Source organism: Trichothermofontia sp. (assembly GCF_053493415.1).
In genome coordinates, this window is sequence record NZ_JBRCAD010000003.1 from 1 (window position 1) to 22,348 (window position 22,348).

Annotated in this window: 24 protein-coding genes; 15 read left to right on the forward strand and 9 right to left on the reverse strand. The window is 54.3% G+C overall.

Annotation, left to right across the window (positions count from 1 at the left end):
* A partial coding sequence (locus ACWIUF_RS00270; RefSeq protein WP_448570144.1) for a methylenetetrahydrofolate reductase occupies positions 1-957 on the reverse strand: 957 nt, incomplete at its 3' end.
* A gap of 137 nt (positions 958-1,094) precedes the next feature.
* Here ACWIUF_RS00270 and ACWIUF_RS00275 point away from each other — a divergent pair.
* Positions 1,095-1,454 carry a phage holin family protein gene (locus tag ACWIUF_RS00275; RefSeq protein WP_448570145.1) on the forward strand — a complete coding sequence of 120 codons (360 nt, stop codon included), beginning with the start codon at positions 1,095-1,097 and terminating at the stop codon, positions 1,452-1,454.
* A 24-nt stretch (positions 1,455-1,478) separates the two neighbouring features.
* Here ACWIUF_RS00275 and lepB read toward each other — a convergent pair whose 3' ends face one another.
* Both lepB and ACWIUF_RS00285 read right to left on the reverse strand, forming a co-directional pair.
* Positions 1,479-2,093: a signal peptidase I gene (gene lepB / locus ACWIUF_RS00280; RefSeq protein WP_448570146.1), complete on the reverse strand. Its 615-nt coding sequence runs from the start codon at positions 2,091-2,093 to the stop codon at positions 1,479-1,481.
* A 95-nt stretch (positions 2,094-2,188) separates the two neighbouring features.
* Positions 2,189-3,043: an ABC transporter ATP-binding protein gene (locus ACWIUF_RS00285; protein WP_448570148.1), complete on the reverse strand. Its 855-nt coding sequence runs from the start codon at positions 3,041-3,043 to the stop codon at positions 2,189-2,191.
* A gap of 328 nt (positions 3,044-3,371) precedes the next feature.
* Between ACWIUF_RS00285 and ACWIUF_RS00290 the strand changes: the two genes are divergently transcribed.
* Entirely contained in the window at positions 3,372-3,740 is a 369-nt protein-coding gene (locus ACWIUF_RS00290; RefSeq protein ID WP_448570149.1) for a UPF0175 family protein, read from the forward strand.
* Entirely contained in the window at positions 3,737-4,189 is a 453-nt protein-coding gene (locus tag ACWIUF_RS00295) for a type II toxin-antitoxin system VapC family toxin (protein ID WP_448570151.1), read from the forward strand. Before ACWIUF_RS00290 ends, ACWIUF_RS00295 begins: the two co-directional genes overlap by 4 nt.
* Positions 4,190-4,257: 68 nt before the next feature.
* Here ACWIUF_RS00295 and ACWIUF_RS00300 read toward each other — a convergent pair whose 3' ends face one another.
* Both ACWIUF_RS00300 and ACWIUF_RS00305 read right to left on the reverse strand, forming a co-directional pair.
* On the reverse strand, positions 4,258-5,631 hold the full coding sequence (locus ACWIUF_RS00300) for a hypothetical protein (RefSeq protein ID WP_448570152.1): 1,374 nt from the start codon (positions 5,629-5,631) through the stop codon (positions 4,258-4,260).
* Positions 5,632-5,645: 14 nt separating this feature from the next.
* Positions 5,646-6,833 carry a ParA family protein gene (locus ACWIUF_RS00305; RefSeq protein ID WP_448570153.1) on the reverse strand — a complete coding sequence of 396 codons (1,188 nt, stop codon included), beginning with the start codon at positions 6,831-6,833 and terminating at the stop codon, positions 5,646-5,648.
* 95 nt (positions 6,834-6,928) lie between these two features.
* Here ACWIUF_RS00305 and ACWIUF_RS00310 point away from each other — a divergent pair, with 95 nt between their 5' ends.
* On the forward strand, positions 6,929-7,399 hold the full coding sequence (locus ACWIUF_RS00310; protein ID WP_448570155.1) for a hypothetical protein: 471 nt from the start codon (positions 6,929-6,931) through the stop codon (positions 7,397-7,399).
* Between the two features lie 48 nt (positions 7,400-7,447).
* Positions 7,448-8,239, forward strand: coding sequence for a TetR/AcrR family transcriptional regulator (locus ACWIUF_RS00315; RefSeq protein WP_448570156.1), 792 nt, complete (start codon positions 7,448-7,450; stop codon positions 8,237-8,239).
* A 310-nt stretch (positions 8,240-8,549) separates the two neighbouring features.
* On the opposite strand, the gene rpsF is transcribed toward ACWIUF_RS00315, so the two are convergent.
* Complete coding sequence (rpsF, locus tag ACWIUF_RS00320; protein WP_448570158.1) at positions 8,550-8,876, reverse strand: 30S ribosomal protein S6; 327 nt, start codon at positions 8,874-8,876, stop codon at positions 8,550-8,552.
* Between the two features lie 272 nt (positions 8,877-9,148).
* Here rpsF and ACWIUF_RS00325 point away from each other — a divergent pair, with 272 nt between their 5' ends.
* Positions 9,149-9,964, forward strand: a complete 816-nt coding sequence (locus tag ACWIUF_RS00325) for a fumarylacetoacetate hydrolase family protein (RefSeq protein WP_448570160.1) — start codon at positions 9,149-9,151, stop codon at positions 9,962-9,964.
* Positions 9,965-10,026: 62 nt separating this feature from the next.
* On the opposite strand, the gene ACWIUF_RS00330 is transcribed toward ACWIUF_RS00325, so the two are convergent.
* Together ACWIUF_RS00330 and ACWIUF_RS00335 are read right to left on the reverse strand one after the other, a co-directional pair.
* Complete coding sequence (locus ACWIUF_RS00330; RefSeq protein ID WP_448570161.1) at positions 10,027-10,506, reverse strand: Tic20 family protein; 480 nt, start codon at positions 10,504-10,506, stop codon at positions 10,027-10,029.
* 317 nt (positions 10,507-10,823) lie between these two features.
* Positions 10,824-11,021 carry a hypothetical protein gene (locus tag ACWIUF_RS00335; protein ID WP_448570163.1) on the reverse strand — a complete coding sequence of 66 codons (198 nt, stop codon included), beginning with the start codon at positions 11,019-11,021 and terminating at the stop codon, positions 10,824-10,826.
* 187 nt (positions 11,022-11,208) lie between these two features.
* Between ACWIUF_RS00335 and glyA the strand changes: the two genes are divergently transcribed.
* The 6 genes from glyA (at position 11,209) to purD (ending at position 17,345) form a co-directional block, all read left to right on the forward strand.
* Entirely contained in the window at positions 11,209-12,624 is a 1,416-nt protein-coding gene (gene glyA, locus ACWIUF_RS00340) for a serine hydroxymethyltransferase (RefSeq protein WP_448570164.1), read from the forward strand.
* Positions 12,625-12,681: 57 nt separating this feature from the next.
* Positions 12,682-13,776: a glycosyltransferase family 4 protein gene (locus tag ACWIUF_RS00345; RefSeq protein ID WP_448570166.1), complete on the forward strand. Its 1,095-nt coding sequence runs from the start codon at positions 12,682-12,684 to the stop codon at positions 13,774-13,776.
* Positions 13,777-13,805: 29 nt separating this feature from the next.
* A complete protein-coding gene (locus tag ACWIUF_RS00350) occupies positions 13,806-15,074 on the forward strand; it encodes a competence/damage-inducible protein A (protein WP_448570167.1) in 1,269 nt (422 codons plus the stop codon).
* A 207-nt stretch (positions 15,075-15,281) separates the two neighbouring features.
* Positions 15,282-15,419 carry a hypothetical protein gene (locus ACWIUF_RS00355; RefSeq protein WP_448570168.1) on the forward strand — a complete coding sequence of 46 codons (138 nt, stop codon included), beginning with the start codon at positions 15,282-15,284 and terminating at the stop codon, positions 15,417-15,419.
* Between the two features lie 29 nt (positions 15,420-15,448).
* Positions 15,449-15,946 (forward strand): type II 3-dehydroquinate dehydratase, encoded by a 498-nt coding sequence (aroQ, locus tag ACWIUF_RS00360; RefSeq protein ID WP_448570169.1) that lies wholly within the window; start codon positions 15,449-15,451, stop codon positions 15,944-15,946.
* A 115-nt stretch (positions 15,947-16,061) separates the two neighbouring features.
* On the forward strand, positions 16,062-17,345 hold the full coding sequence (purD, locus tag ACWIUF_RS00365) for a phosphoribosylamine--glycine ligase (RefSeq protein ID WP_448570170.1): 1,284 nt from the start codon (positions 16,062-16,064) through the stop codon (positions 17,343-17,345).
* Positions 17,346-17,350: 5 nt separating this feature from the next.
* Here the strand turns inward: purD and ACWIUF_RS00370 are convergent, their stop codons facing one another.
* Complete coding sequence (locus ACWIUF_RS00370) at positions 17,351-17,506, reverse strand: hypothetical protein (RefSeq protein ID WP_448570171.1); 156 nt, start codon at positions 17,504-17,506, stop codon at positions 17,351-17,353.
* Positions 17,507-17,628: 122 nt separating this feature from the next.
* Between ACWIUF_RS00370 and ACWIUF_RS00375 the strand changes: the two genes are divergently transcribed.
* The 3 genes from ACWIUF_RS00375 (at position 17,629) to ACWIUF_RS00385 (ending at position 22,327) form a co-directional block, all read left to right on the forward strand.
* A complete protein-coding gene (locus ACWIUF_RS00375; RefSeq protein ID WP_448570172.1) occupies positions 17,629-18,198 on the forward strand; it encodes a transglycosylase domain-containing protein in 570 nt (189 codons plus the stop codon).
* Positions 18,195-19,541 carry a transglycosylase domain-containing protein gene (locus ACWIUF_RS00380; RefSeq protein WP_448570186.1) on the forward strand — a complete coding sequence of 449 codons (1,347 nt, stop codon included), beginning with the start codon at positions 18,195-18,197 and terminating at the stop codon, positions 19,539-19,541. The genes ACWIUF_RS00375 and ACWIUF_RS00380 overlap by 4 nt, the downstream gene beginning before the upstream one ends.
* 191 nt (positions 19,542-19,732) lie before the next feature.
* Entirely contained in the window at positions 19,733-22,327 is a 2,595-nt protein-coding gene (locus ACWIUF_RS00385; protein ID WP_448570174.1) for a DNA polymerase III subunit alpha, read from the forward strand.
* The last annotated feature ends 21 nt before the right edge of the window (positions 22,328-22,348 follow it).

Below are 22,348 nucleotides of genomic sequence, written 5' to 3' on the forward strand. Positions count from 1 at the left end.
GGGAGCGGGGGGGAGGGGCGCTAGACCCGCCATATCCAGAATTTCTGGGATCAACTCCTCCCGTTTCACCGCCATCATGTGGACCCCGTGGCAGAGTTGACGGGCCTGTTGCACCTGTTCAGCGGCAATTTGCATCCCCTCGCGCAGGGGGTGACTCGCAGCAGCAAGGCGATCGATCAGATGCTGGGGAATATGCACCCCCGGTACATTGCGGTTAATAAATTCAGCATTCTTCGCCGATTTCAACAAAAAAATTCCAGCCAGAATCGGCTTATCGACCCCACGGGCGATCGTATTCATGAATTTATCCAGGCGATCGAAGTCGGCGACTAATTGGCTTTGGAAAAATTGTGCCCCAGCGGCTAGCTTGCGTTCAAACCGGCGCTGTAACCCGGACCAACTGGGGGATTGGGGATCAACAGCAGCACCGACAAACAGATCCGTCGCCCCATCCGTGAGGGCATTCCCGTTGATATCGACCCCTTGGTTCAACTGCTGCACCACCTGCAACAGGCGCACCGCTTCGAGGTCAAAGACACTCCGGGCATCGGGATGGTCCCCCGCCTTGACCGGATCACCCGTGAGGGCTAACACGTTGTGAATCCCCAACGCCTGCGCCCCCAAGAGGTCGGCCTGGAGGCCAATCCGATTGCGATCGCGACAGGCCAACTGAAAGATCGGCTCAATCCCCTGTTGCCGCAAAATTGCCGCCGCCGCCAGGGAAGACATGCGCAAAACCGCCCGACTGCCATCGGTGACATTGACGGCATGGACCCGGTTACGCAAACACTGGGCCATTGCGATCATGCGATCGGGGTTTCCCCCCTTGGGCGGCATCACTTCAGCGGTAATCAAAAACTGCTTGGTTTGAACCGCCGTGCGAAAGACTTGGGGATAGGACAGCATGGGGATGGGAATGCGGGTGCGATCGGGATTCAGTTTGTATTCATCAATCAATGCGTGGACCTTCGATCTTAGCCCGGAATGGGGCAGGCTGTCGGTAGGTTGGAGGTGGCGAAAACCGGGCAGCGGTTGTTAACTGAGGTCAGTATGATAGATCTAGATAAATTCAAGAGATTGATCAGGAGACTGCCATGATTGGCCTATTAGTCGCTTGGCTGGTGACCGCTGTTAGCCTATTGATTATTTCCCGTCTGCCGGTGGGGGTAGAAATCGCTAGTATTAGCAAGGCCCTGATTTCGGCGGTTGTCTTTGGGATTTTAAACGCCCTTGTCCGTCCGATCCTGGCCTTCCTGGCCTTCCCCATTACCTTTTTAACCTTTGGTCTTTTTGCCATTGTGATTAACGCCATCATTTTTGGGCTAGCCGCATGGCTCGTGCCGGGATTCCGCCTGAAATGGGGGTTCTGGAGCGCCCTGCTGGGCGCTATCCTACTGGGCGTGATCAATAGCCTGATTTATCACTTCCTGCCGTTTGCGCCCCTGGGTACTTAATTCCCCGGATATTCTGACCCAGTGTTATACCCGACCGAGCCGCTGCCACGGCCAAAACCGCAACCAGGCGCGACCAATGACATTCGCCTCCGGCAGAAACCCCCACACATGGGAATCGTTACTGTTGTTGCGATTATCGCCCATGACAAATAGGTGGTGGGCAGGCACGATCGCGGGTCCCCAGGTATACTCCGGTGGTGCAGCAATATAGTCCTCCTTCAGGGGTTCTCCATCGATGTAGACGTGACCCGCCTTCACCTGAACCACTTGCCCGGCTCGGCCAATGATCCGTTTGATAAAAGCCTGATCGGGACGATAGCCCAAGGTGCGGAGGGCTGGGGGCGGATCGAAGACAACGATATCCCCGGTTTGGGGCGGATGCAGGCGATAGGAAACTTTCTCGACGACGAGGCGATCGCCGGCCAGCAGGGTGGGGACCATTGAATCGGAGGGGATGACCCTGGGTTCCGCCACTAAACCGCGAATGAGAATCGCAAGGGCTAGGGCGATCGCCAGGATTTGCAAATTTTCCCGCTGGCTCTGCCAAAATTTTCGCCACCCGGTGGCTGACTTCGGCGGGGGGGCCGGCACGTGATCGGCGGTGTTGGGGGCAACATTTAGGTTAGGGTCAGAAGGCATAGGCGAGGTTAGGGAAAGGGTAAACGGGAAATCGGCAATCCAGGCGCGATCCAGATTTGCTCAGGCCATCCTCAATGCGCACTCTCCACAGAGACTCAATGCAGCATCTCATCGATCGCGTCGGGGGTTAAATTATCATGCAACACACGGCCATCGCGAAACCAGATAATGCGATCGGCGGTACGCCCCACATCCGGCTCATGGGTCACGACGATGAGGGTAATCCCACTTGCGTTTAACTCCCGGAAGAGATCCAGCACTTCCGCTGTGGTTTTGGAATCCAACGCACCTGTGGGTTCATCGGCCAGCAGGAGCACGGGATGGTTGACAATGGCGCGGGCGATCGACACCCGTTGTTGCTGCCCCCCCGACAGTTGATTGGGGCGATTGTACAGGCGATTCCCTAACCCCACCCGTTCCAAGGCCGCGATCGCCCGTTCCCGCCGTTCCCGCTGGGGCACATTGGCATAGACCATCGGCAGCATCACATTATCCAAGGCGCTGAGTTGGGGCAGGAGGTGGTACTGCTGGAATACAAAGCCGAGCTTGCGGTTACGAATTTGGGCCAGGTCGCTATCGGCCAGTTGGGAAACATCCAGGCCATCAAGATAGTAGCGGCCACTGGTGGGGCGATCGAGGCAGCCAATGACATTCATAGCCGTAGACTTGCCCGACCCCGATGATCCCATGATGGCGCAGTAGGTCCCCTGCTGAATCGTGAGGGAAATCCCATCCAGGGCACGCACCTCCGTATTGCCAGAACCATAGATTTTGCTAATTTCCTCTAGCCGCACGGTCACCGGAGCCGATAAGTCGCCTGGGAAGACGTGACGCGATTCTCCGGTGGAGACGCTGGGCGAGCGCGAGTTTTCGCGCGATGACACGTCACAAGCAGGGGTCCGATCGGGAACCAGCGGGGAAGACGCAGCAAGATCAGAACTCAAGTCCATAATGTTCTGGGGAATGTCCTAGGGAATGTCCGGGGGAGAGCAACCGGGGAGGGCGAGCGTCACCAGGGAACTGGCACATGGCGACCTCCCAATACTCCTATTGTGCCGTTTGTGCCGCAGGATTAGGGGTCTGAGTTGTGAGGGTGGCGGGTGATTGCGCAGGGCAAACGATGCTATCAGAGGTGGACAAATGCTATTCCATTTATGATGATTGTTGTATTCGATCGCGAAGAGGTCCATGCGCAATACTCCGAAACTATGCAGCATGATCAACTGACTGAAGGCAAGATCAGCGCTATTCATCCTCTCATGGTAGGGAGTTCAAACTATGGGGTTAGTTATTCCCGATGAATTTCTACAAATAGCACACATGACTGAAGCCGAACTCAAACTAGAAATTGCTATCCTCCTGCTTCAGCAAAAAAAGATTAATTTGGCTACAGCCAGCGAATTTGCCCATATCAACCAACTCGACCTTAAACAAGTTTTAGGTAGTCGTAAAATCCCCATCTATTACGAGATTGAAGACTTCCATAAAGATCGAATTCGTTTAGAGAACGATGGTGTAGGTCAGCCTCAAGTACACCCTTCCCAAGCTGAAATTCTGCAACGGATTGAACAACGTAGGACCTTCTGCCCTGCCCAATACCACTTGCCTGATACGCTGACCTTGCTTCAGGAAGATCGCGCCCGATGACCGACTCTCTCAGGTGTGTCGTAGATGCCAGCGTCGGCATTAGAAAATTCATTGTCGAGCCATTAACCTCAAAAGTAGATCAGCTTTTTGCTCATCTCAATGATCCAAATGCTCAGCTTTATATTCCAGATTTATTTTACGTCGAATGCACCAACATCTTCTGGAAATATATTCGGGCTGGATTATATGATAGTGCAGAAGCTCAGGCAAATTTAGTGGATCTCAAATTATTGCGCTTTATCTCAACGTCGACGGCTGATCTGATTCAAGAAGCTCTTCCTGTCAGCATCGCTCACGGTATTTCTGTCTATGATGCTTGTTATGTTGTACTTGCCCAACAAAACCATGTTCCCTTACTGACACAAGATCAACGCCTGATCAATACCCTGAAAAATACAGACTTTGATCTCCAGCTATTTTCAGCTTTTGCAATTCCCCCTATTCCATAGGGTTGTCAACATTTACCCAGACCTCTGAAGGAATACCGCCTGTTTAGGCACCTGTCAGGACTCACCCTTTATTCCGGCTTTAGGGTAGAGACTTGGGGCCAGGGGAGACTGCGATCGTGGGCGAGAAGTTGCGCGATCGCAGCGGCACCCCATTGATTTAAGTGGCTCGGATCATCAAAAAATGCGTGATTTTGGGGCCAACGGCGGGCATAGTCGCGAAAATGAAACCCATCCCGGCTGGCTCGCGCCTGCCAGGTTTGGGCAAACTGCTGCTCTGCCCGCGATCGTGTCGCATCTAGATAAATTTCCGTCAGGGGTAAATTTACGAGAACTAAGGGAATTTGCCGAGCGCGACTCAGGGCCAACACGCGATCGAAGGCGGCTGCTTGGGGTCCCCCAAAATTCAAGGCCGCATAGTCACCGTCATAGAGTCCAGCTACCCGTGGATGCTGCCGAAAGTAGGTCGTTGGGTCGAAGCGGTGAGGAATCGCTAGAAAACCGTTAGCATCCAGGGTTGATTTCGCAACTATCCCGCCTGAGGCAGTGGGTGCCAATGCCGTTGCCAATGGCACCGCCAAAGGTGCCCAAGCCAAGCAATCATCACAGGCCAGCAGGTGTCCGGCGGGGACGATGCTACCTGGTTGTTGGCTACTGGGTTGTAGCCGGAGTGGCTCCCCCGTCAGGGAGAGTTGCTGATATCCCGGCGATCGCACGAGTGCTTCGTAGGTGCGATCGCGACGGCCACTGTTGAAAGCCCGTAGCCCATCCGCCCACAGTAATAGCCGAGGCATTGCTGCTGGCGGCAGGATTTGACGCAGTAGCACATCCACTACTTGGGCAGTTGCCCCATTAATGCCTAGGTTAAATACCTGCAAACCTGGCGTGCCTTGGGCAGCTAGCCCCTGTTGAAGCACCTGGGGGTCAATCCCCTGGAGGGCACGCGAACTGCCCACAATCAAAATATCCGGCGGCCCGATCGTCGCCACATAGGATAAATATAGGGTTAACTGCTCATCTAACCGTTGACTGCCAAAGCTGGGAGAGATGAGGGGAGTTGTCCCCCGCGTAGCCTGTTGCTGGGCGTAGAGAAAATTGCGTAGATACTCGTTCTGTTTCTTCTGGGCAAAAAACCAGCGCGGATCATCGCTCTTTAAATGCTGTAACGCCGCGATCGCCCCTAACCAAGCCTGGGCGACCTCAGCCCAAGCTGTAGGGGTTTGGGCCGTTTGGGCGAGGGTCGCGGCGAGGGTTGCCCGTGCCCCAGCCGTGGCCCACGGGTCCTCTACGGATGGCGGCGATGGGTGGGTCTGGGGGGCGGGCGCAATCGTAGCCAGCGATCGCACATCCTGCCCTAACGAGAGGATCGCTGACTCGATGACCGTGCAAGCCCCTAAGCCACAAAGCCCGATCGCGAGTAGCTCAACCTTACGAGGTTGTGGCATCAATCTTCGATCTCCTACTCGATCGCCGCTAAATTCAGCTTGGTTTTTTGTTCCTTTTCACCAAGATTGATTTCTAATTTCTTGAGAAATTCCTGAGTTAACTTAACAAAGACTTTGGCACCCGTGGCACTGGGGTTACTCAACACGATCGGCGTGAAGGTATCAACCGCCTTCGAGACGCTCACATCCTGGGGTACCTGGGTTTTAAAGACCTTCCCTTCTGAAAAATCCGTATGTACCCGCTGCATCACCTGGCGATAGTAACGACTGGTAAAAATGCCCCCGGTCATCGTAAAGACAATGCCCAGAAGTTGGGTGGTCACTTCATCCGTCAGTTGGTGGTTTTGGCGAAGTTGTTCAATTCGACGCTCCAAGAGTTGAATCCCCACCACGGATAGGGGTTCCGGCTTAGCGGGTAAAATATAAAAATCACTACTGACTAGGGCACTGCGGGTCAGCAGGCTATACCCCGGCGCACAATCCAGGACAATAAAATCGTAATCCTTATGGAGCGGTTCAAGGATACGTTGCAAGAGAACCCGCTCTAGACGGTTCCATGCCTGGGCAAAATTATGGTTGGGGTCTTGACTGGCCTTTTCAAATAGGGTTTCGGAGACCAGAAACTCATCGTAGAGATCAATGTCACCGGGCAGTAGATCAAAACCCTTCAGACTACCAATGTAATGGTGAACCACATCGGAAACCGTCGGGCTAGTCGCCGTTCCCTGGCGCACAATTTGATTGACGACGTGCTTGAGGGTGCGTTGTTCCTTGCGCCGTTTGGCAAAGTCTTGGGGCGACATAAGGCTGAGGGTCGCACTAATTTGGGTGTCTAAATCAACCACCAACACCCGCTTTTGGAAATATTTTGCCAAACTGGCCGCCAGGTTAACCGTCAGTGTCGTTTTCCCGACGCCCCCCTTCATATTGGCAGTTGCGATGATATAAGCCATGCGTCCACGGTTCCCAGGGAATACAACAGCAGCCGTTGCGCTGATGTTAGCAAACTTTACCCCCCCTTGCAGCACCCCGACGATCGTGCCCAACCCCCAGAGAATACCCGAAACGCTTGGCAACAGCCCGTGACGCCAAGTTGATAGGTGGGACTTGTCGTCACGGTTGCCGAGACCAGATTCGGCGCGAAGCACAATGCCCGCCCGCCCCTCTGCGGTCTTCCAACCGGCAATGCCTTCGTGGCACACAAGTTGCGTGTAACAGTTTCGTAATATCTTATTGTCATCTTAAATGAATTCATGTCAAGCTAGATGACATCAAAGAATCCCGAAGGGAGTGTGTTATGATTCATCACCTGTCGATCGCCGCCGCCAACCCCAAGCACGTAGCCGATGTCTTAGCCGAACTATGGCAGGGCAAGGCCTATCCCTTTCCGATGTACCCTGACAGCTATATTGCCTTTGCCGGGGATGACTACGGTACTGCGATCGAGGTTTACCCATTGGGCAGTGAGTTAGTCCCTGGTCGCCCCGACTTACCCGCTCTGCAAGCGGAAAATTCCTCGGCCCAATTTACCGCCACCCATGTTGCGATCTCCGTCCCCCTCAATCCGGAGCAAATTGAGCAAATTGCGGCCCGTGAAGGGTGGCAAACCTTACGGGGCAACCGGGGACCCTTTTTCCAAGTAGTCGAGTTTTGGGTTGAAAATCGAGTTTTGCTAGAACTCCTCCCGCCGGAGATGGCCCAGCAATATACGGCTTTTTCTACGCCCGCTAACTGGGAGCAACTCGTTTTGGCTGCGCCTGTTGCCTAGGGGGGTGACCTGGAATGCTAGGCTGATATTGATGTCAACACAGATGACATGAAAAAATCTCCCGACACTGCTGAATCCCCCACCGGATCTGTCCCGGCACAGGCAGAAGTATCGCGTCCACGATCGCGCTCCTACCGGAGTTCCCTGCGGCAACAACAAGCGGCAGCGACCCGCGAATTAATCCTGCGAGCACTCGCTGAACAGTTGGCCGTGGGTGGATTGCAAGAGTTTTCGATCGCCGATGCCGCGCAACGGGCCGGGGTGGCCACACGAACGATTTATCGCTATTTTCCCAACCGGGAGGCATTACTGGACGCCGTGGGTGCATGGGTAGACCAACAACTAGGCGATCTTCCCTATCCGACAACGCCGATGGAAGTGGCGGCACTGGCCGAGCAAGCCTTCCCTCGCTTTGAACAGACAGCCGTGTTGATCCAAGCGTTACTGGTATCCGAATTGGGTAAAAATGTGCGATCGCGTCTACGATCGAAACGGCGGCAAGCGATCGCGACCGCCCTCAGCCCTCTACTTGCTGAGCGAGAACTGGCCCAAGTGATTAAGCGTCATCAAGACCGTGATGAAGACGGCAATCAAGATAGGAGTGAAGATAATCATTCCGATGTAGCGCAGGCGTTAGCTCCAGCCATTGCTGCTGTCATTGGCCATCTAGTCACGGCTGAAACCTGGCAGCATTTACGCAATGAGTTTGGCATCAGCGGTGAGGTATCTGGCCAAGCAGTGGCCTGGGTGATTCGGACGCTCATCACCGCGCTGGCCAACCTCCAGGATGGCTCCGACCTCGCCGATCACACCACAGCCCATCAGGCAAGTCTCCGTTAACACTGGCCCTGTAGCCCGAAAATCCGTAGCTCGAAAATTTCAGTTGTGGGGTAGGCATCCTGCCTGCCAACAAGACAACCAGGACATCCTACCTGCCAACAAGACAACCAGGACATCCTGCCTGCCAGCAAGATAGTTGAGGTGGCTATCCCACGTTCAATATTTATGATCTACTGAAGCTGCTGGTCTGTTATCTCTACAATGGGGGATTGTTAGGTTGGCGTCGAGTTTGCGAGACCCAACTCCTTCACTCGCCTGGTTGGGGCGCATGGCCTTTGAGCCAACCTACTCAATTGCGCTTGATAGAGGACTAGCTAGCTTCGGCTTCTTCGGTCGCTGTACGGATTTCCTGCTTGATCGTCAGGTAGCGGATGACTTCTTCGCTCAGGCGCATGGCCCGCTCCATTGCCGCGATCGCCGCCCCGTTGGCCTTGAAGTTCATCTGCACATAGGTGCCTTCCCGTTGGCGGTTAATTTCATAGGCGAGCCGCCGCCGTCCCCGATGCTGGGTTTCCAGGATTTCTGCCCCGGCATCCCGCAAGAGATTTTGATACTTTTCAATTTCTTGATCCACCTGCGAATCGTTCAAGTCGCCCCGCAGGATGTACATCGTTTCGTAGGCCCACTCTTTACTCATAATCTCAGCAACTCCTTATGGACATAATGGCTTCTGATCTGGCCGGAATTCGGGATCAGGAGGGGATTGACAAACCCGCCCAGCACCCTCGGCACCAATGGCGATCGCCAGCCTCTTCCAGCCGATCGAGAAGCAAGGGTCTTCAATCGTAGCAAATATTAGGATGCAAACACCATGCTCATGGCAGCTATGACCGGTATTGGCTGTAGCCAGCGTAGGCTGTCGGGGTACAATTGCTCTGCGATTAATCAGCGTCAAGTAGTGGGAGAGCTATGGCACAGCGCTATGTCCGGGTTAAATCTGCGGAAGGGCAGGTTTATTATGGGCTATTGCATTTAAACCAAACCGTGCAAGTCCTGGACGCCCCGCCCTGGCTACAAGGACAACCCACCCAATTGGAATTGGCGATGGCTAGCTACCAATTGTTGGCTCCCTGCGCTCCTTCCAAGATTGTGGCCGTGGGGAAAAACTATGTGGCCCATGCCGCCGAGATGGGGAGTGAGGTGCCCAAGTCGCCCCTCCTGTTCCTGAAACCCCCCACCGCGATCACGGCGGCTCAAATGCCCATTCGCCTCCCAGCCCAGTCGCAGCAGGTGGAGTATGAAGGGGAATTGGCCCTCGTGATTGGCAAGCGTTGTACCGACTGTCCGCCGGAGCAGGCCCAGAGCTATATCTGGGGGTATACGATCGCCAACGATGTCACTGCCCGCGATTTACAAAAGCTAGATGGTCAATGGACACGGGCTAAGGGCTTTGATACCTTTTGTCCCCTTGGCCCCTGGATTGTGCGGGAGATCAGCACCGCCGCCCGATTGCAGACGTTCTTAAATCAGGCCCCGGAGCCGGTCCAGTCGGCCAAGATTGATCAGATGGTATTCAGTCCGGAAGTGTTGGTGTCCTTCATTAGCCAGATCATGACCCTGTTGCCGGGAGATGTGATTCTGACGGGAACGCCCCAAGGGGTTAGCCCGCTCAGCCCTGGGGATCAGATCACCGTGGAGATCGAGGGCATTGGTCGGTTGGAGAATCCCGTCATCTCGCGATCGCAGCCCGCAGAAGCGAGCGGGAGCGTCAAAAGCGAATCCTAACAGGCGATCGCCGTCGCCCCACCCATTTGCCCCATCCAGTAAGTTGTGGTGTAGGCATCCGACTAACGAACTTGCATATGGACCGCATCCGACAAGGTCGGAATTTCCGCATAGCGCCCCAAGAGCGATTGGGCTACAGAATAAATCACCGCTGCCATCAGTCCCAGGAAAACCATATTGAACAGGGTTTCCAGAATAAAGCTGCTGCTTTGTAACGCAGGCCCCAGCACACTGAGAATGAGGCTACAAAGAATCACAATAATATCGAGCAGAATCGCCTGCATAGTATTGAAGCGGATAAAGTGGGCAATCCGCTCATTGCGAACTACCAGGAAAAAGAGGGCAAAAAAGATAATTAGCCCCGCAAAGGGAATCCCGCTATAGATCCGTAGCAAGGGTAAGAGAGGGATCAGGATAATCTGGAAAACGGGAAATTCACGGAACAGGTATTGGCCGAAGGCTAGCCCTTCGATCAGGGGTAACAGATAGGGTAAACAAGCAAATATCCGTTCGGGGATAGTGGTACTGCTACGCCAAGTCATCCAGGGGTTCTCCTTTGGCTTCAGGTGACTTCAGGGATTGGCTGCCAGGGGTGAACAAGCACCCAAGGTCTGCCAAGTCTTAAAAATCGGTTCTTCCCGATCCACAGTTGGCACGCCTCATTACCGCCATCATATCAAATTCTTTCCAGGCGGCAGGTGTAGACCGGACGGGTCCCACGGGTACCGTCAAAATAACCTTTCGCAATGCTCGTAGTCACAACCTTAGTCGTTGTCGGCTAAAGCCAGCACGACAAACCCTACAGAATTACTTTTCGAGCGACGGGTCCCCCCCACGGCTCCCCCCAGCGGTGGTGGCCCTATTCGATATTGGCGACCCGGAATCCCATCTCACACTCATACTGTTCAGGTTGGGCTTGGTCTAATTTATGGATCACATGGCCGCACCGTAACTTACCGTGGTGCCAGCGGGGTTGGCCACTCTGATCCGCCAATAGGCAGGCTTGACACACTTGCCTCGGTGGTAAGATTTGGTCGTCCATTACGATGACTAACATCACGAACCTCCCTCTTCCCCCTGTTCTTCCCCCATTGTAAGCACTGATCCCCGTATATATTGGTTTCCTAACATACAACTTCATAGCCTGAACTCGGCAAAAACAGACAATTTCACCGTCTGATCCCAGCCCTTTCACTGCCAGGGAGGAGCATTCAGTTTGGGGTTTTGGGGTTTGAGGGGGTGGGGTGCTGACCCTGTACCTGGGCCGATCGCGGCTCACCCTGATTGGCTGCCAACGCCGGAGAACTCCCGCTGTGTCCAGGGAAAAGGACTATCATAAATCTCGACGATTTATTAAATTCCGATGGGTTGATGCCGTGACGCAGACCAATTTAGACTTCTTAGCTACCACCGATCCGATCGTCGCTGGCTGGATTCAGCAGGAACTACAGCGTCAGCGGGATCACCTGGAACTCATCGCCAGCGAAAACTTCACGTCGGCGGCGGTGATGGCGGCTCAGGGATCGGTTTTGACCAATAAATACGCCGAAGGGCTGCCGCGTAAACGCTACTACGGTGGTTGTGCCTATATCGATGAGATTGAACAAATTGCCATCGATCGCGCCCAGCAACTCTTCGGAGCCGCCCACGCCAACGTCCAACCCCACTCTGGTGCCCAGGCGAACTTTGCGGTCTTCCTGGCACTGCTTGAACCGGGCGATGCGATTTTGGGCATGGATTTGTCCCACGGGGGGCACCTGACCCACGGCTCTCCGGTCAATGTTTCTGGCAAATGGTTCAAGGTCCATCACTACGGCGTTAACCCCAATACGGAACAACTGGACTTTGACCAAATTCGGACCCTGGCCCAGCAACACCGGCCTAAGCTGATCATCTGTGGCTATTCCGCCTATCCCCGCACGATCGACTTTGTCCAATTCCGGGCGATCGCTGATGAAGTGGGGGCCTACCTGATGGCTGACATTGCCCACATTGCGGGTCTCGTTGCCACTGGTCACCATCCCAATCCTATCCCCCACTGTGATGTGGTCACCACCACGACCCACAAAACCCTGCGCGGTCCACGGGGGGGGCTGATTCTGACGCGGGATGCGGAACTGGGCAAGAAATTCGACAAGGCCGTCTTCCCCGGCAGCCAGGGGGGACCGCTGGAACACGTAATTGCGGCTAAAGCCGTGGCCTTTGGGGAAGCCCTACGACCGGAATTCAAAACCTACTCGGCCCAGGTGATTGCCAATGCCCAAGCGATGGCGGCGCAATTACAACAGCGAGGGCTAACCCTGGTATCGGGAGGTACCGATAATCATTTAATGCTGGTCAACCTGCGATCGATCGGTCTCACGGGCAAACAAGCCGATCAACTCATGGGCACGGTCAACATCACCACGAATAAGAACACCATCCCGTTTGATCCCGAATCTCCCTTTGTCACCAGTGGTCTACGCTTGGGGTCCCCTGCGATGACCACCCGTGGTTTGGGAACATCAGAATTTACGGAAATTGCCAATATTATTGCGGATCGCTTGCTTGACCCAGAGAATGAAGCCGTTATGCAGGACTGCCGACAACGGGTGGCCAACCTCTGTCGTCAATTTCCCCTCTATCCGCACTTGACGGTTCCCGTTCCCGCAATGGCTTAAGGATAGAAAATTCGCAAATTGGGTGGCACAAACGGGTCAAACCCAGGTAGACTTTGCTTGGCAGTTTTATACCTCGCTTTTCCCTTGCAGATGCCCATCCAGTTTTATCATCTGGTTGCATTCCTCATCTCCGGTCTCGTTGTCCTCCTGACAACCCCGATCGTGAAAAAGATTGGGCTAAAAAGTGGTCGTGTGGATCTCCCCAATGGACGTAAGGTTCACCAGCGTCCGATGGTGCGACTTGGCGGTGTCTCGATTTTCCTCGGTACCCTCATTGCCCTCCTGGTTATCTGGCGAGCGGGCGGCTTTGGTGTCCTACCCCCAGCTAAGGATTACGAAATCTGGGGGGTCGCGATCGGTGGCATTTGCTTTTTCCTGATTGGTCTGGCTGATGACCTCTTTAACCTATCCCCGTTTGTTCGCCTGTTAACCCAAGTGATGGTGGCCACCTTTGCCTGGAATGCCGGTGTCCAGATTGAATTCCTCACCATTCCGTTTGCCCACGGTAGCCTGGTGGCCTTACCGGACTGGGTGAGTCTGACCATTACGGTGACTTGGTTGGTGGGGATGGCCAACGCCATTAACTGGATTGATGGCTTGGATGGTTTGGCCGCAGGGGTTTCTGGGATTGCTGCCGTGGCTATGCTGATCGTGAGTTTGTTTGTGAACCGCCCCGAAGCAGGTCTCATTGCGGCGGCTTTGGCCGGAGGTCTCCTCGCCTTCCTGCGGTATAACTTCAATCCAGCCCAAATTTTTATGGGAGACGGCGGTGCCTACTTTGTCGGCTTTGTCCTGGCCGGGGTTGGGGTCATTGGACTTGTTAAGAGCGTCACGACCGCCGCCGTGTTTTTGCCCTACCTAATTCTGGCTGTCCCGATTCTGGATATGTCGGCAGTGATTATCGATCGCCTGCGGTGTGGCAAATCCCCCTTCAAGGCCGACAAGCGTCACCTGCACCATCGGCTGTTGAATGCAGGGCTGTCCCATCGACTAACAGTTCTTTTTATATATTCCCTAACCCTATGGGTTGGCACCTTAGCCTTGGCCCTGTCGGGAATGCCCAGCGGTTTTGCCTATGTTGTCGGTGCTACAGCCCTATTAAGCTATATCAGTTGGCACGTGCGTAAACATGCCCGACAACAGAGTAGCTAAAGGTGATGCCGATCCACGAGTGCTGATCCATGAGTGCTGAAATTATTTGTGTTGGCACGGAACTGCTGCTAGGCGATATTCTCAACAGCAATGCCCAGTTTCTTGCCCAACAACTTGCCCAACTGGGGATTCCCCACTATTACCAAACGGTGGTGGGGGATAATGCACGTCGGCTGCAAAAAGTTCTGGCAACGGCTTGTGAGCGATCGCGCCTACTGATCTTCACCGGGGGGCTGGGTCCCACGCCCGACGATCTAACCCATGCCACCCTCGCCCAGTTTTTCGATGTGCCCCTGGTGGAAATCCCGGCCATCCTCGACGATATTCGCCAGAAATACGCCCAACGGGGCCGTGAACTCACCCCCAGTAATCGGAAGCAAGCCCTGCTGCCCCAAGGAGCCGACATCCTGACCAATGCCATCGGCACCGCACCGGGCATCATTTGGCAACCTCGTCCCGGTTTGACCCTCCTCACCTTTCCGGGGGTCCCCTCGGAACTGAAGCCGATGTGGAACCAAGTGGCTGTGCCCTACCTGCGCAGCCAGGGGTGGGGCCAGGAAATGATCTACTCACGGGTGCTCAAATTTTGGGGAGTGGCCGAGTCGGCTTTGGCAGAAAAGGTGAACGCCTATCTCTACCTGCAAAACCCGACCGTTGCTCCCTATGCCAACCACGGCGAAGTCAAGCTCCGGGTGACCGCAAGAGCGGCTTCGGAAGCGGAAGCCACCGCCCTCATTGCCCCCGTGGCGCAACAACTGCAAAAGCTGGGAGGTATGGATTACGTGGGGGCGGATAGTGAAACCCTGGCCTCAGTGGTCGGACGCTTCCTGCAGGAAGCCCAGGAAACCCTGGCTGTCGCTGAATCCTGTACCGGTGGAGGCCTGGGACAACGCATCACCACGGTTCCGGGTAGCTCGGCCTACTTTACCGGCGGTATCCTTGCCTACGACAACAGCGTGAAAACCCAGTTGCTAGGCATTGATGCGGCGGTGCTAGACACGGAGGGAGCCGTGAGTCATGCGGTTGCTAAACAGATGGCATTGGGGGCAAAGTCCTTGTTAAAAACCACCTGGGGGTTGAGTATTACAGGCATTGCGGGACCCGGTGGAGGGACAGCGAGTAAACCCGTTGGCTTGGTTTATGTGGGCTTGGCAGGCCCGGAGAATCGCGTAGAAAGCTTTGAATACCAACTGGGTGCCCAACGCGATCGCGACTGGATTCGCAACCTGAGCATTAACCATGCGCTGGATCGTTTACGGCGTAGCTTGTTACTGCGGCGGCAAATCGGGGCATACTAAGCTTGCGATGGGCACCCCCATACTGGATCGCTGACGAAATGGACAGGGAAACCTTGAACATTTGTGTCAATTCGTTATGATGGAGGAAGCGATCGCGTCTATAGCCCGATCGCGTGATTTCTGATCTAGGGTTTTTAAAGGCAGCAGCCTGGGAACGGTTTCTGTGGCCAGTCGCGTCTAGATCGAATTAAAGGAGCCATTTGGTTAATGGACTACATTGATACCCTGATTGAAAAGCTGAAAGAATGGGCACGCCGCTTGTTGGAAGCCCTCCTGGGTCCTCAAGAACCGGAAGCCGAAGCCATTCCCATTCCCATCCCAGTTGACGATCGTCGTGGACGCTAGGTGTATCCAGCGTTCAGGGAGCGTCCGGAGTGAGCAGCATTTTAGTCGTTCATGGCCCTAATTTGAATTTTCTGGGGCGCCGTGAACCAGATATTTATGGGGCTACGACGTTAGCGGAAATCAACCGAACTCTGGTTGAACTGGGTCAAGACTTAGGCTTGGCAGTCAGTGCGGTCCAATCTAACCATGAGGGAGTGCTGGTTGATTATATCCAATCTGCCTGGAATGTCCACCAGGGAATTTTGATCAATCCCGGTGCCTATACCCACACCAGTGTGGCGATTCGAGATGCGATCGCGGCGGTTGCGATTCCCACAGTGGAGGTTCACCTCAGCAATATCCACCAACGGGAAACATTCCGTCACCATTCCTATATTGCCCCCGTGGCGATCGGTCAAATTTGCGGCTTCGGGGCCGATAGTTACCGGTTGGGGTTACTAGCCCTCGCCCATTACCTTCATACCCACAATTCTGCTGTAGGGGCGGGTTACCCCAAGATTGCCAACGCAGACCCTCAATCCTCCTGAACCCGCCCACCCTCAGGTTCGGAACGGCGTCGTGAACCCCAAAGGCACAGAGGGTACAGAGGGGGGCACAGATTAGCGTACTATTGAAGGCGGCGTTTGGCAGGTTGTCGGTGCGGTGAAGGTTTTAGTGATTGGTAGTGGTGGACGGGAACACGCGATTTGCTGGAAGTTACTCCAGTCGGCGGCAGTGGAGCAGGTGTTCTGTCTACCAGGAAATGGGGGGACGGCAACCCTGGAACGCTGTGAGAATATCGCGCTACCAGGGGATGACTTGGCCGCGATCGCCCGCTTTGCGCAGGAACAGGGGATTAATTTGGTCATCGTGGGGCCGGAACTGCCCCTTTCCCAAGGGATCAGCGATCGCCTCCAAGCATCAGGGCTGCTCGTTTTTGGCCCTACCCAGGTCGGAGCGCAAATTGAGTCGAGTAAAGCCTGGGCTAAGGAGCTGATGCAAACGGCGGGGATTCCTACTGCTCAAGCGCAGGTGTTTACCGATGCGGCAGCAGCCCATGCCTATGTGCAAGCCCAGGGAGTGCCGATCGTGATCAAAGCCGACGGGCTAGCGGCGGGGAAGGGGGTGACGGTGGCCACCACCCTGGCGATGGCGAAAACAGCGATCGACGAGGCGATGGCGGGTAAGTTTGGTGCTGCGGGACGCTCGCTGGTGATCGAAGAGTGCCTCATGGGCGAGGAAGTTTCGGTGCTAGCCCTGACGGATGGCCAAACGATTCGCCCCTTGATCAGTGCCCAGGATCATAAACGGATTGGCGTGGGAGATACGGGACCCAATACGGGCGGGATGGGTGCCTATGCCCCGGTGCCCTTAATGACCCCTGAACTGGCCGATCGCGTGCAAACCGAAATCCTGCAACCCACCCTCCGCGCCTTGCAGCAACGGGGGATCGACTATCGCGGAGTTCTTTATGCGGGTTTGATCATCACGCCTAACGGCGATCCCAAGGTGATTGAATTTAACTGCCGCTTTGGTGATCCGGAAATTCAGGCAATTTTACCCCTCCTCGACACCCCCCTGGAAACCCTCTGTCTTGCCTGCGCCCAAGGGACCCTTGCCGATCTACCCCCCATTCAATGGCGATCGGGTACCTCGGCCTGTGTGGTTATGGCGGCTGGGGGGTATCCAGGGGACTACCGCCAAGGTGATGTCATTACTGGCCTGGAAGCGGCCACCCAGGTGGGAGCCGTGGTGTTTCATGCGGGAACACGCTTGAACAACGAGACTGAGCCACCCAGCATCGTGACGAATGGAGGCCGGGTCTTGGCTGTCACTGCTGTGGGGGAGACGTTTAGCCATGCCTTTGCCACTGTGTATGCCGCGATCGCCCAGATTGACTTTGCCGATCGCTACTACCGTCCCGATATCGGCTACCGGGTGCGCTAGGGGGATCACGCCGCAAAAATTGCTAAATTCTGCCAATTTCCCTTGAGGAACTGGGTAAACTCGCTTATACTCTGGCCCATTGCCCCCAGGCAGATGAGCGATCGACTACAGTAGGGGTAGTTCCGTCGTGATTGTTGGCTACCGAATCCGTTCCTCGACATGGTGGGGACCCTCCCAAGGGGAACTGTAACGGCAGCCAACGATCGAGCGACTGACAACAGCGGCGATCTTAGCCCGGAATCGCTGTACCAGAGTTTAGCGTGAGTGAGGAAGTGGGTCTGCTGTGTCGTCTAACGCAATTCGCCAAAAACACCGAAGAACGTCTGCATCGCCCTCCCTGCAGTTTATCCAAACGATTGGGAAGGTAGCGGGGGGAACGTTGCTGGGCATTGTCATGCTGGGTAGCGCGATCGTGGCGGGGGGCCTCGTGGGGTTGGCGATCAGCTTCCGCAATCTGCCGGATGTACGCGCCCTAAAAACCTTTGCCCCGGCGGAGACAACCTATATTTATGATATCGAAGGCAATCACCTCGCCAGCATTCACGACGAAGCGAACCGGGAAGTCCTCCCCCTCGATCGGTTTTCGCCCAACCTGAAGCGGTCCATTCTGGCGATCGAGGACAGTCATTTTTATCAGCACCAAGGCATCAACCCCACCAGCATTGTGCGGGCACTGCTCGTTAACTTGGGCCAAGGAGAGACCGCCGAAGGGGGGTCAACCCTAACCATGCAGCTCGTCAAAAATATTTTCCTGACCCCAGAGCGCACCATCAGTCGGAAAGTCGCCGAAGCCGTATTGGCCCTGCGCCTAGAGCAGACCCTCGAGAAAGATGAAATCCTGGAAATGACCTGAACCAGGTATATTGGGGACACAACAATTACGGAGCTGCCACTGCCGCCCGCAGTTATTTCAATAAGTCTGCTGCGGACCTTTCCCTCGCGGAGGCAGCCCTCATGGCTGGGCTAGTGCAAGCCCCAGAGGAGTACAGTCCTTTTGTTAACTATAAGGAAGCCAAACGACGACAATCGCTTGTCCTGATGCGGTTGGTGGAGTTGGAATGGATCACCCCGGCGGAGGCGGAAGCCGCCTGCAAGGAACCCCTCTTCCTGGGCAAGATTACCTCCTTCCAGCAAAGCCAGATGCCCTGGGTAACCGGTGCTGTCATCCAGGAATTAACGGAACGCTTTGGGCATGATGCGGTGGTCAAGGGGGGGATGCGGGTCCAGACAACCGTGGACAGTCGCGTACAGCGGATTGCCGAGGAAGTGGTTCGCAATGGTCATGCGAGTGTGCGGCGGCGGGGGGTCAATGCGGATCAAATGGCCCTGGTGGCGATCGATCCCCGTACCCATTTCGTCAAAGCAATGGTTGGCGGTGTGGACTACGAGAAAAGCCAGTTTAACCGGGCGATTCAGGCCCAACGTCAACCCGGTTCTGCGTTCAAACCCTTTGTCTTCTATGCCGGGTTTGCCACAGGCAAGTATACGCCGGAGTCCATTATTATGGATGCTCCCGTCAGTTACCGGGATGGGTCGGGCTATTACTCGCCCCGCAACTATGACGGTTCCTTTGGCGGAGCCATGACGATTCGCCGTGCCTTGGAGGTGTCGCGCAATATCCCGGCCATCAAGATGGGACAAGCGGTGGGCCTGAATAAGGTGATTGAGATCTGCCGGACCCTGGGTATCAAAAGCCCGATGGAGCCAGTGATTTCCCTCCCCCTAGGGGCAGTGGATCTGACCCCAATGGAAATGGCCGGTGCCTATGCCACGTTTGCCAGCTATGGGTGGCACTCCGATCCCACCTTCATAGTCCAGGTCACCGACAGCAGTGGCAATATCCTCCTGGATAACACCCCAGAACCCAAGCCCCTGCTCGATGCCTGGGCCTCAGCCGCAATTACCAGTGTGCTGCAAGGGGTGATCACCCACGGCACGGGGACAGCCGCCCAAATTGGCCGACCAGCGGCAGGCAAGACAGGAACCACAAGTTCAGAACGGGATATCTGGTTTGTGGGTTATGTCCCGCAACTGGCGACAGCTATTTGGGTGGGCAATGATGACTATCGTCCCCTGGGGCACGGGGCTACGGGTGGGGGGATGGTGGCCCCCGTCTGGCGCGATTTTATGTCCCAAGCCCTCAAGGGAGTCCCTGTGGAGCAATTTAAGCCCCCCTCAAGCTTCCCCAAACCCTAACCCTCCCCTTCGTGCTGCTTCGTGCCCTGAGTGCCTTAGTGGTTCCATCAGTACCCCCCAACAACTCCATATCTGGAGTACCCCAAACATGAAGTCTGGCAACAATAACTAGATATAGCGATCGCGATCCGGTAGCCTAGTGTCACGGGTAGGATTGAACCCGTTGCCCTTTCCCCCCAGGAACCCCTGCCATGTCGTTCGTCGGTCTGCACATCCACAGTGACTACAGCCTACTCGATGGGGCTAGCCAATTGCCGGAATTGGTGAGTCGAGCGGTAGAACTGGGAATGCCCGCGATCGCCCTGACGGATCACGGCGTGATGTATGGCGCGATCGAACTCTTGAAGGTGTGCCGCAATCAAGGGATCAAGCCGATTATTGGCAATGAGATGTACCTGATCAATGGCGATATTGAAAAGCAGGAACGCCGCCCCCGCTATCACCAGGTTGTCTTAGCCAAGAATAAGCAGGGCTATAAAAATCTAGTCAAGCTAACGACGATTTCCCACCTCAAGGGCGTGCAGGGCAAGGGAATTTTTTCGCGACCGTGTATCAATAAAGATTTGCTGAAGCAATACCACGAGGGCTTGATTGTCACGAGTGCTTGTTTAGGGGGAGAAGTTCCCCAGGCTATTTTGCAAAATAAGCCGGAAATTGCTCGCCAGGTTGCCCAGTGGTATAAGGAAGTCTTTGGTGACGATTATTATTTAGAAATTCAGGATCACGGTTCGATGGAAGATCGGATCGTGAATGTGGAAATTGTCCGCATCGCCCAAGAACTAGACATTAAAATTATTGCTACTAACGACTCCCATTTTATTTCCTGTTACGATGTGGAAGCCCATGATGCCCTGCTCTGCATTCAAACGGGCAAACTGATTACAGAAGATAAACGGTTACGCTATAGCGGTACGGAATATCTGAAGTCTGCTGACGAGATGCGGTTACTGTTTCGGGATCACCTAGAGGATGAGGTGATTGAGGCGGCGATCGCGAACACCCTTGAAGTTGCCGAAAAGATTGAACCCTATAACATTTTGGGAGAACCGCGGATTCCAGATTACCCGGTTCCTAAGGGGCATACGGCTGATACTTATTTAGAAGAGATTGCCCGTGCCGGGTTATGCGATCGCCAGCGTGTGGCCAACTTTTCTGAGGTTGAACCTGTCTATCAGCAGCGTCTTGACTATGAGTTAAAGATGATGCAGAAGATGGGGTTTTCTACCTATTTTTTGGTGGTGTGGGACTATATTAAGTTTGCGCGGGATAACAATATTCCTGTGGGACCCGGACGTGGCAGTGCAGCGGGTTCGCTGGTGGCCTATGCAATGGGCATCACAAATATTGATCCAGTACATCATGGCTTATTATTTGAACGCTTTCTGAACCCAGAACGCAAGTCGATGCCGGATATTGATACCGACTTTTGCATCGATCGCCGAGATGAGGTCATTCAATACGTTACCCAAAAATATGGCGAGGATCGGGTCGCCCAAATTATTACCTTTAACCGCATGACCTCCAAGGCAGTTCTAAAGGACGTAGCGCGGGTGTTGGATATTCCCTACGGGGAAGCCGATCGCATGGCGAAACTGATCCCGATTTCACGGGGAAAACCCACCAAGTTAAAGGTGATGATCTCCGATGACACGCCAGCCCCAGAATTTAAGGAAAAGTACGATACTGATCCCAAGGTGCGCCACTGGCTAGATATGGCCATCCGCATTGAGGGGACTAACAAGACCTTTGGCGTTCACGCGGCGGGGGTGGTCATTTCGGCAGAACCCTTAGATGAAATTGTGCCCTTACAACGGAATAATGATGGTTCGGTCATTACCCAGTTTTTTATGGAGGATCTGGATTCTCTGGGTTTGCTGAAGATGGACTTTTTAGGTCTGAAGAACCTGACGATGTTGCAAAAGACCGTAGATCTCGTTCAGCAAAATCGTAACGATAGGATTGATTTGGACGGTCTACCGCTCAATGATCCCAAAACCTATAAGCTGCTGGAAAAGGGTGAGTTGGAAGGGGTTTTCCAACTGGAATCATCGGGGATGCGACAAATTGTGCGGGATCTGAAACCGTCTAACCTAGAGGATATTTCCTCGATCCTAGCCCTCTATCGTCCAGGTCCCTTAGATGCCGGTCTCATCCCCAAGTTTATTAACCGCAAACACGGGCGCGAACAGATTGATTATCCCCATGAAATTCTCGAACCGATTCTCCAGGAAACCTATGGGATCATGGTCTATCAAGAACAGATCATGCGGATCGCCCAGGATATGGCAGGTTATTCCCTCGGTCAGGCGGACTTATTACGCCGAGCGATGGGGAAAAAGAAGGTTTCGGAAATGCAGAAGCACCGGGAAGCCTTTATCGATGGTGCAACCAAAAATGGCGTGCGATCGAAGGTCGCTGAAGAACTCTTTGATCAAATGGTCTTGTTTGCCGAGTACTGCTTGACCTATGAAACAGAAGTTATGACATTGGAATATGGACCGCTTCCGATTGGTAAAATTGTGGAGAATCAGATTAAATGTACTGTTTACACCGTTGACGCGCATGGACATATTTATACCCAGCCTATTGCCCAATGGCACGATCGCGGTGTTCAAGAAGTGTTTGAATATCATCTAGATGATGGCTCAACGATTCGAGCGACCAAGGATCATAAGTTTATGACGGAAGACGGACAGATGTTACCAGTTGATGAAATCTTTGAGCGTAATCTTTCGCTAAAGTCTCTAAATGGAGTAGCAGAATGGCACTTTCCTATCGTCAGCTAACTTCTGAATTGAAGCAACAAA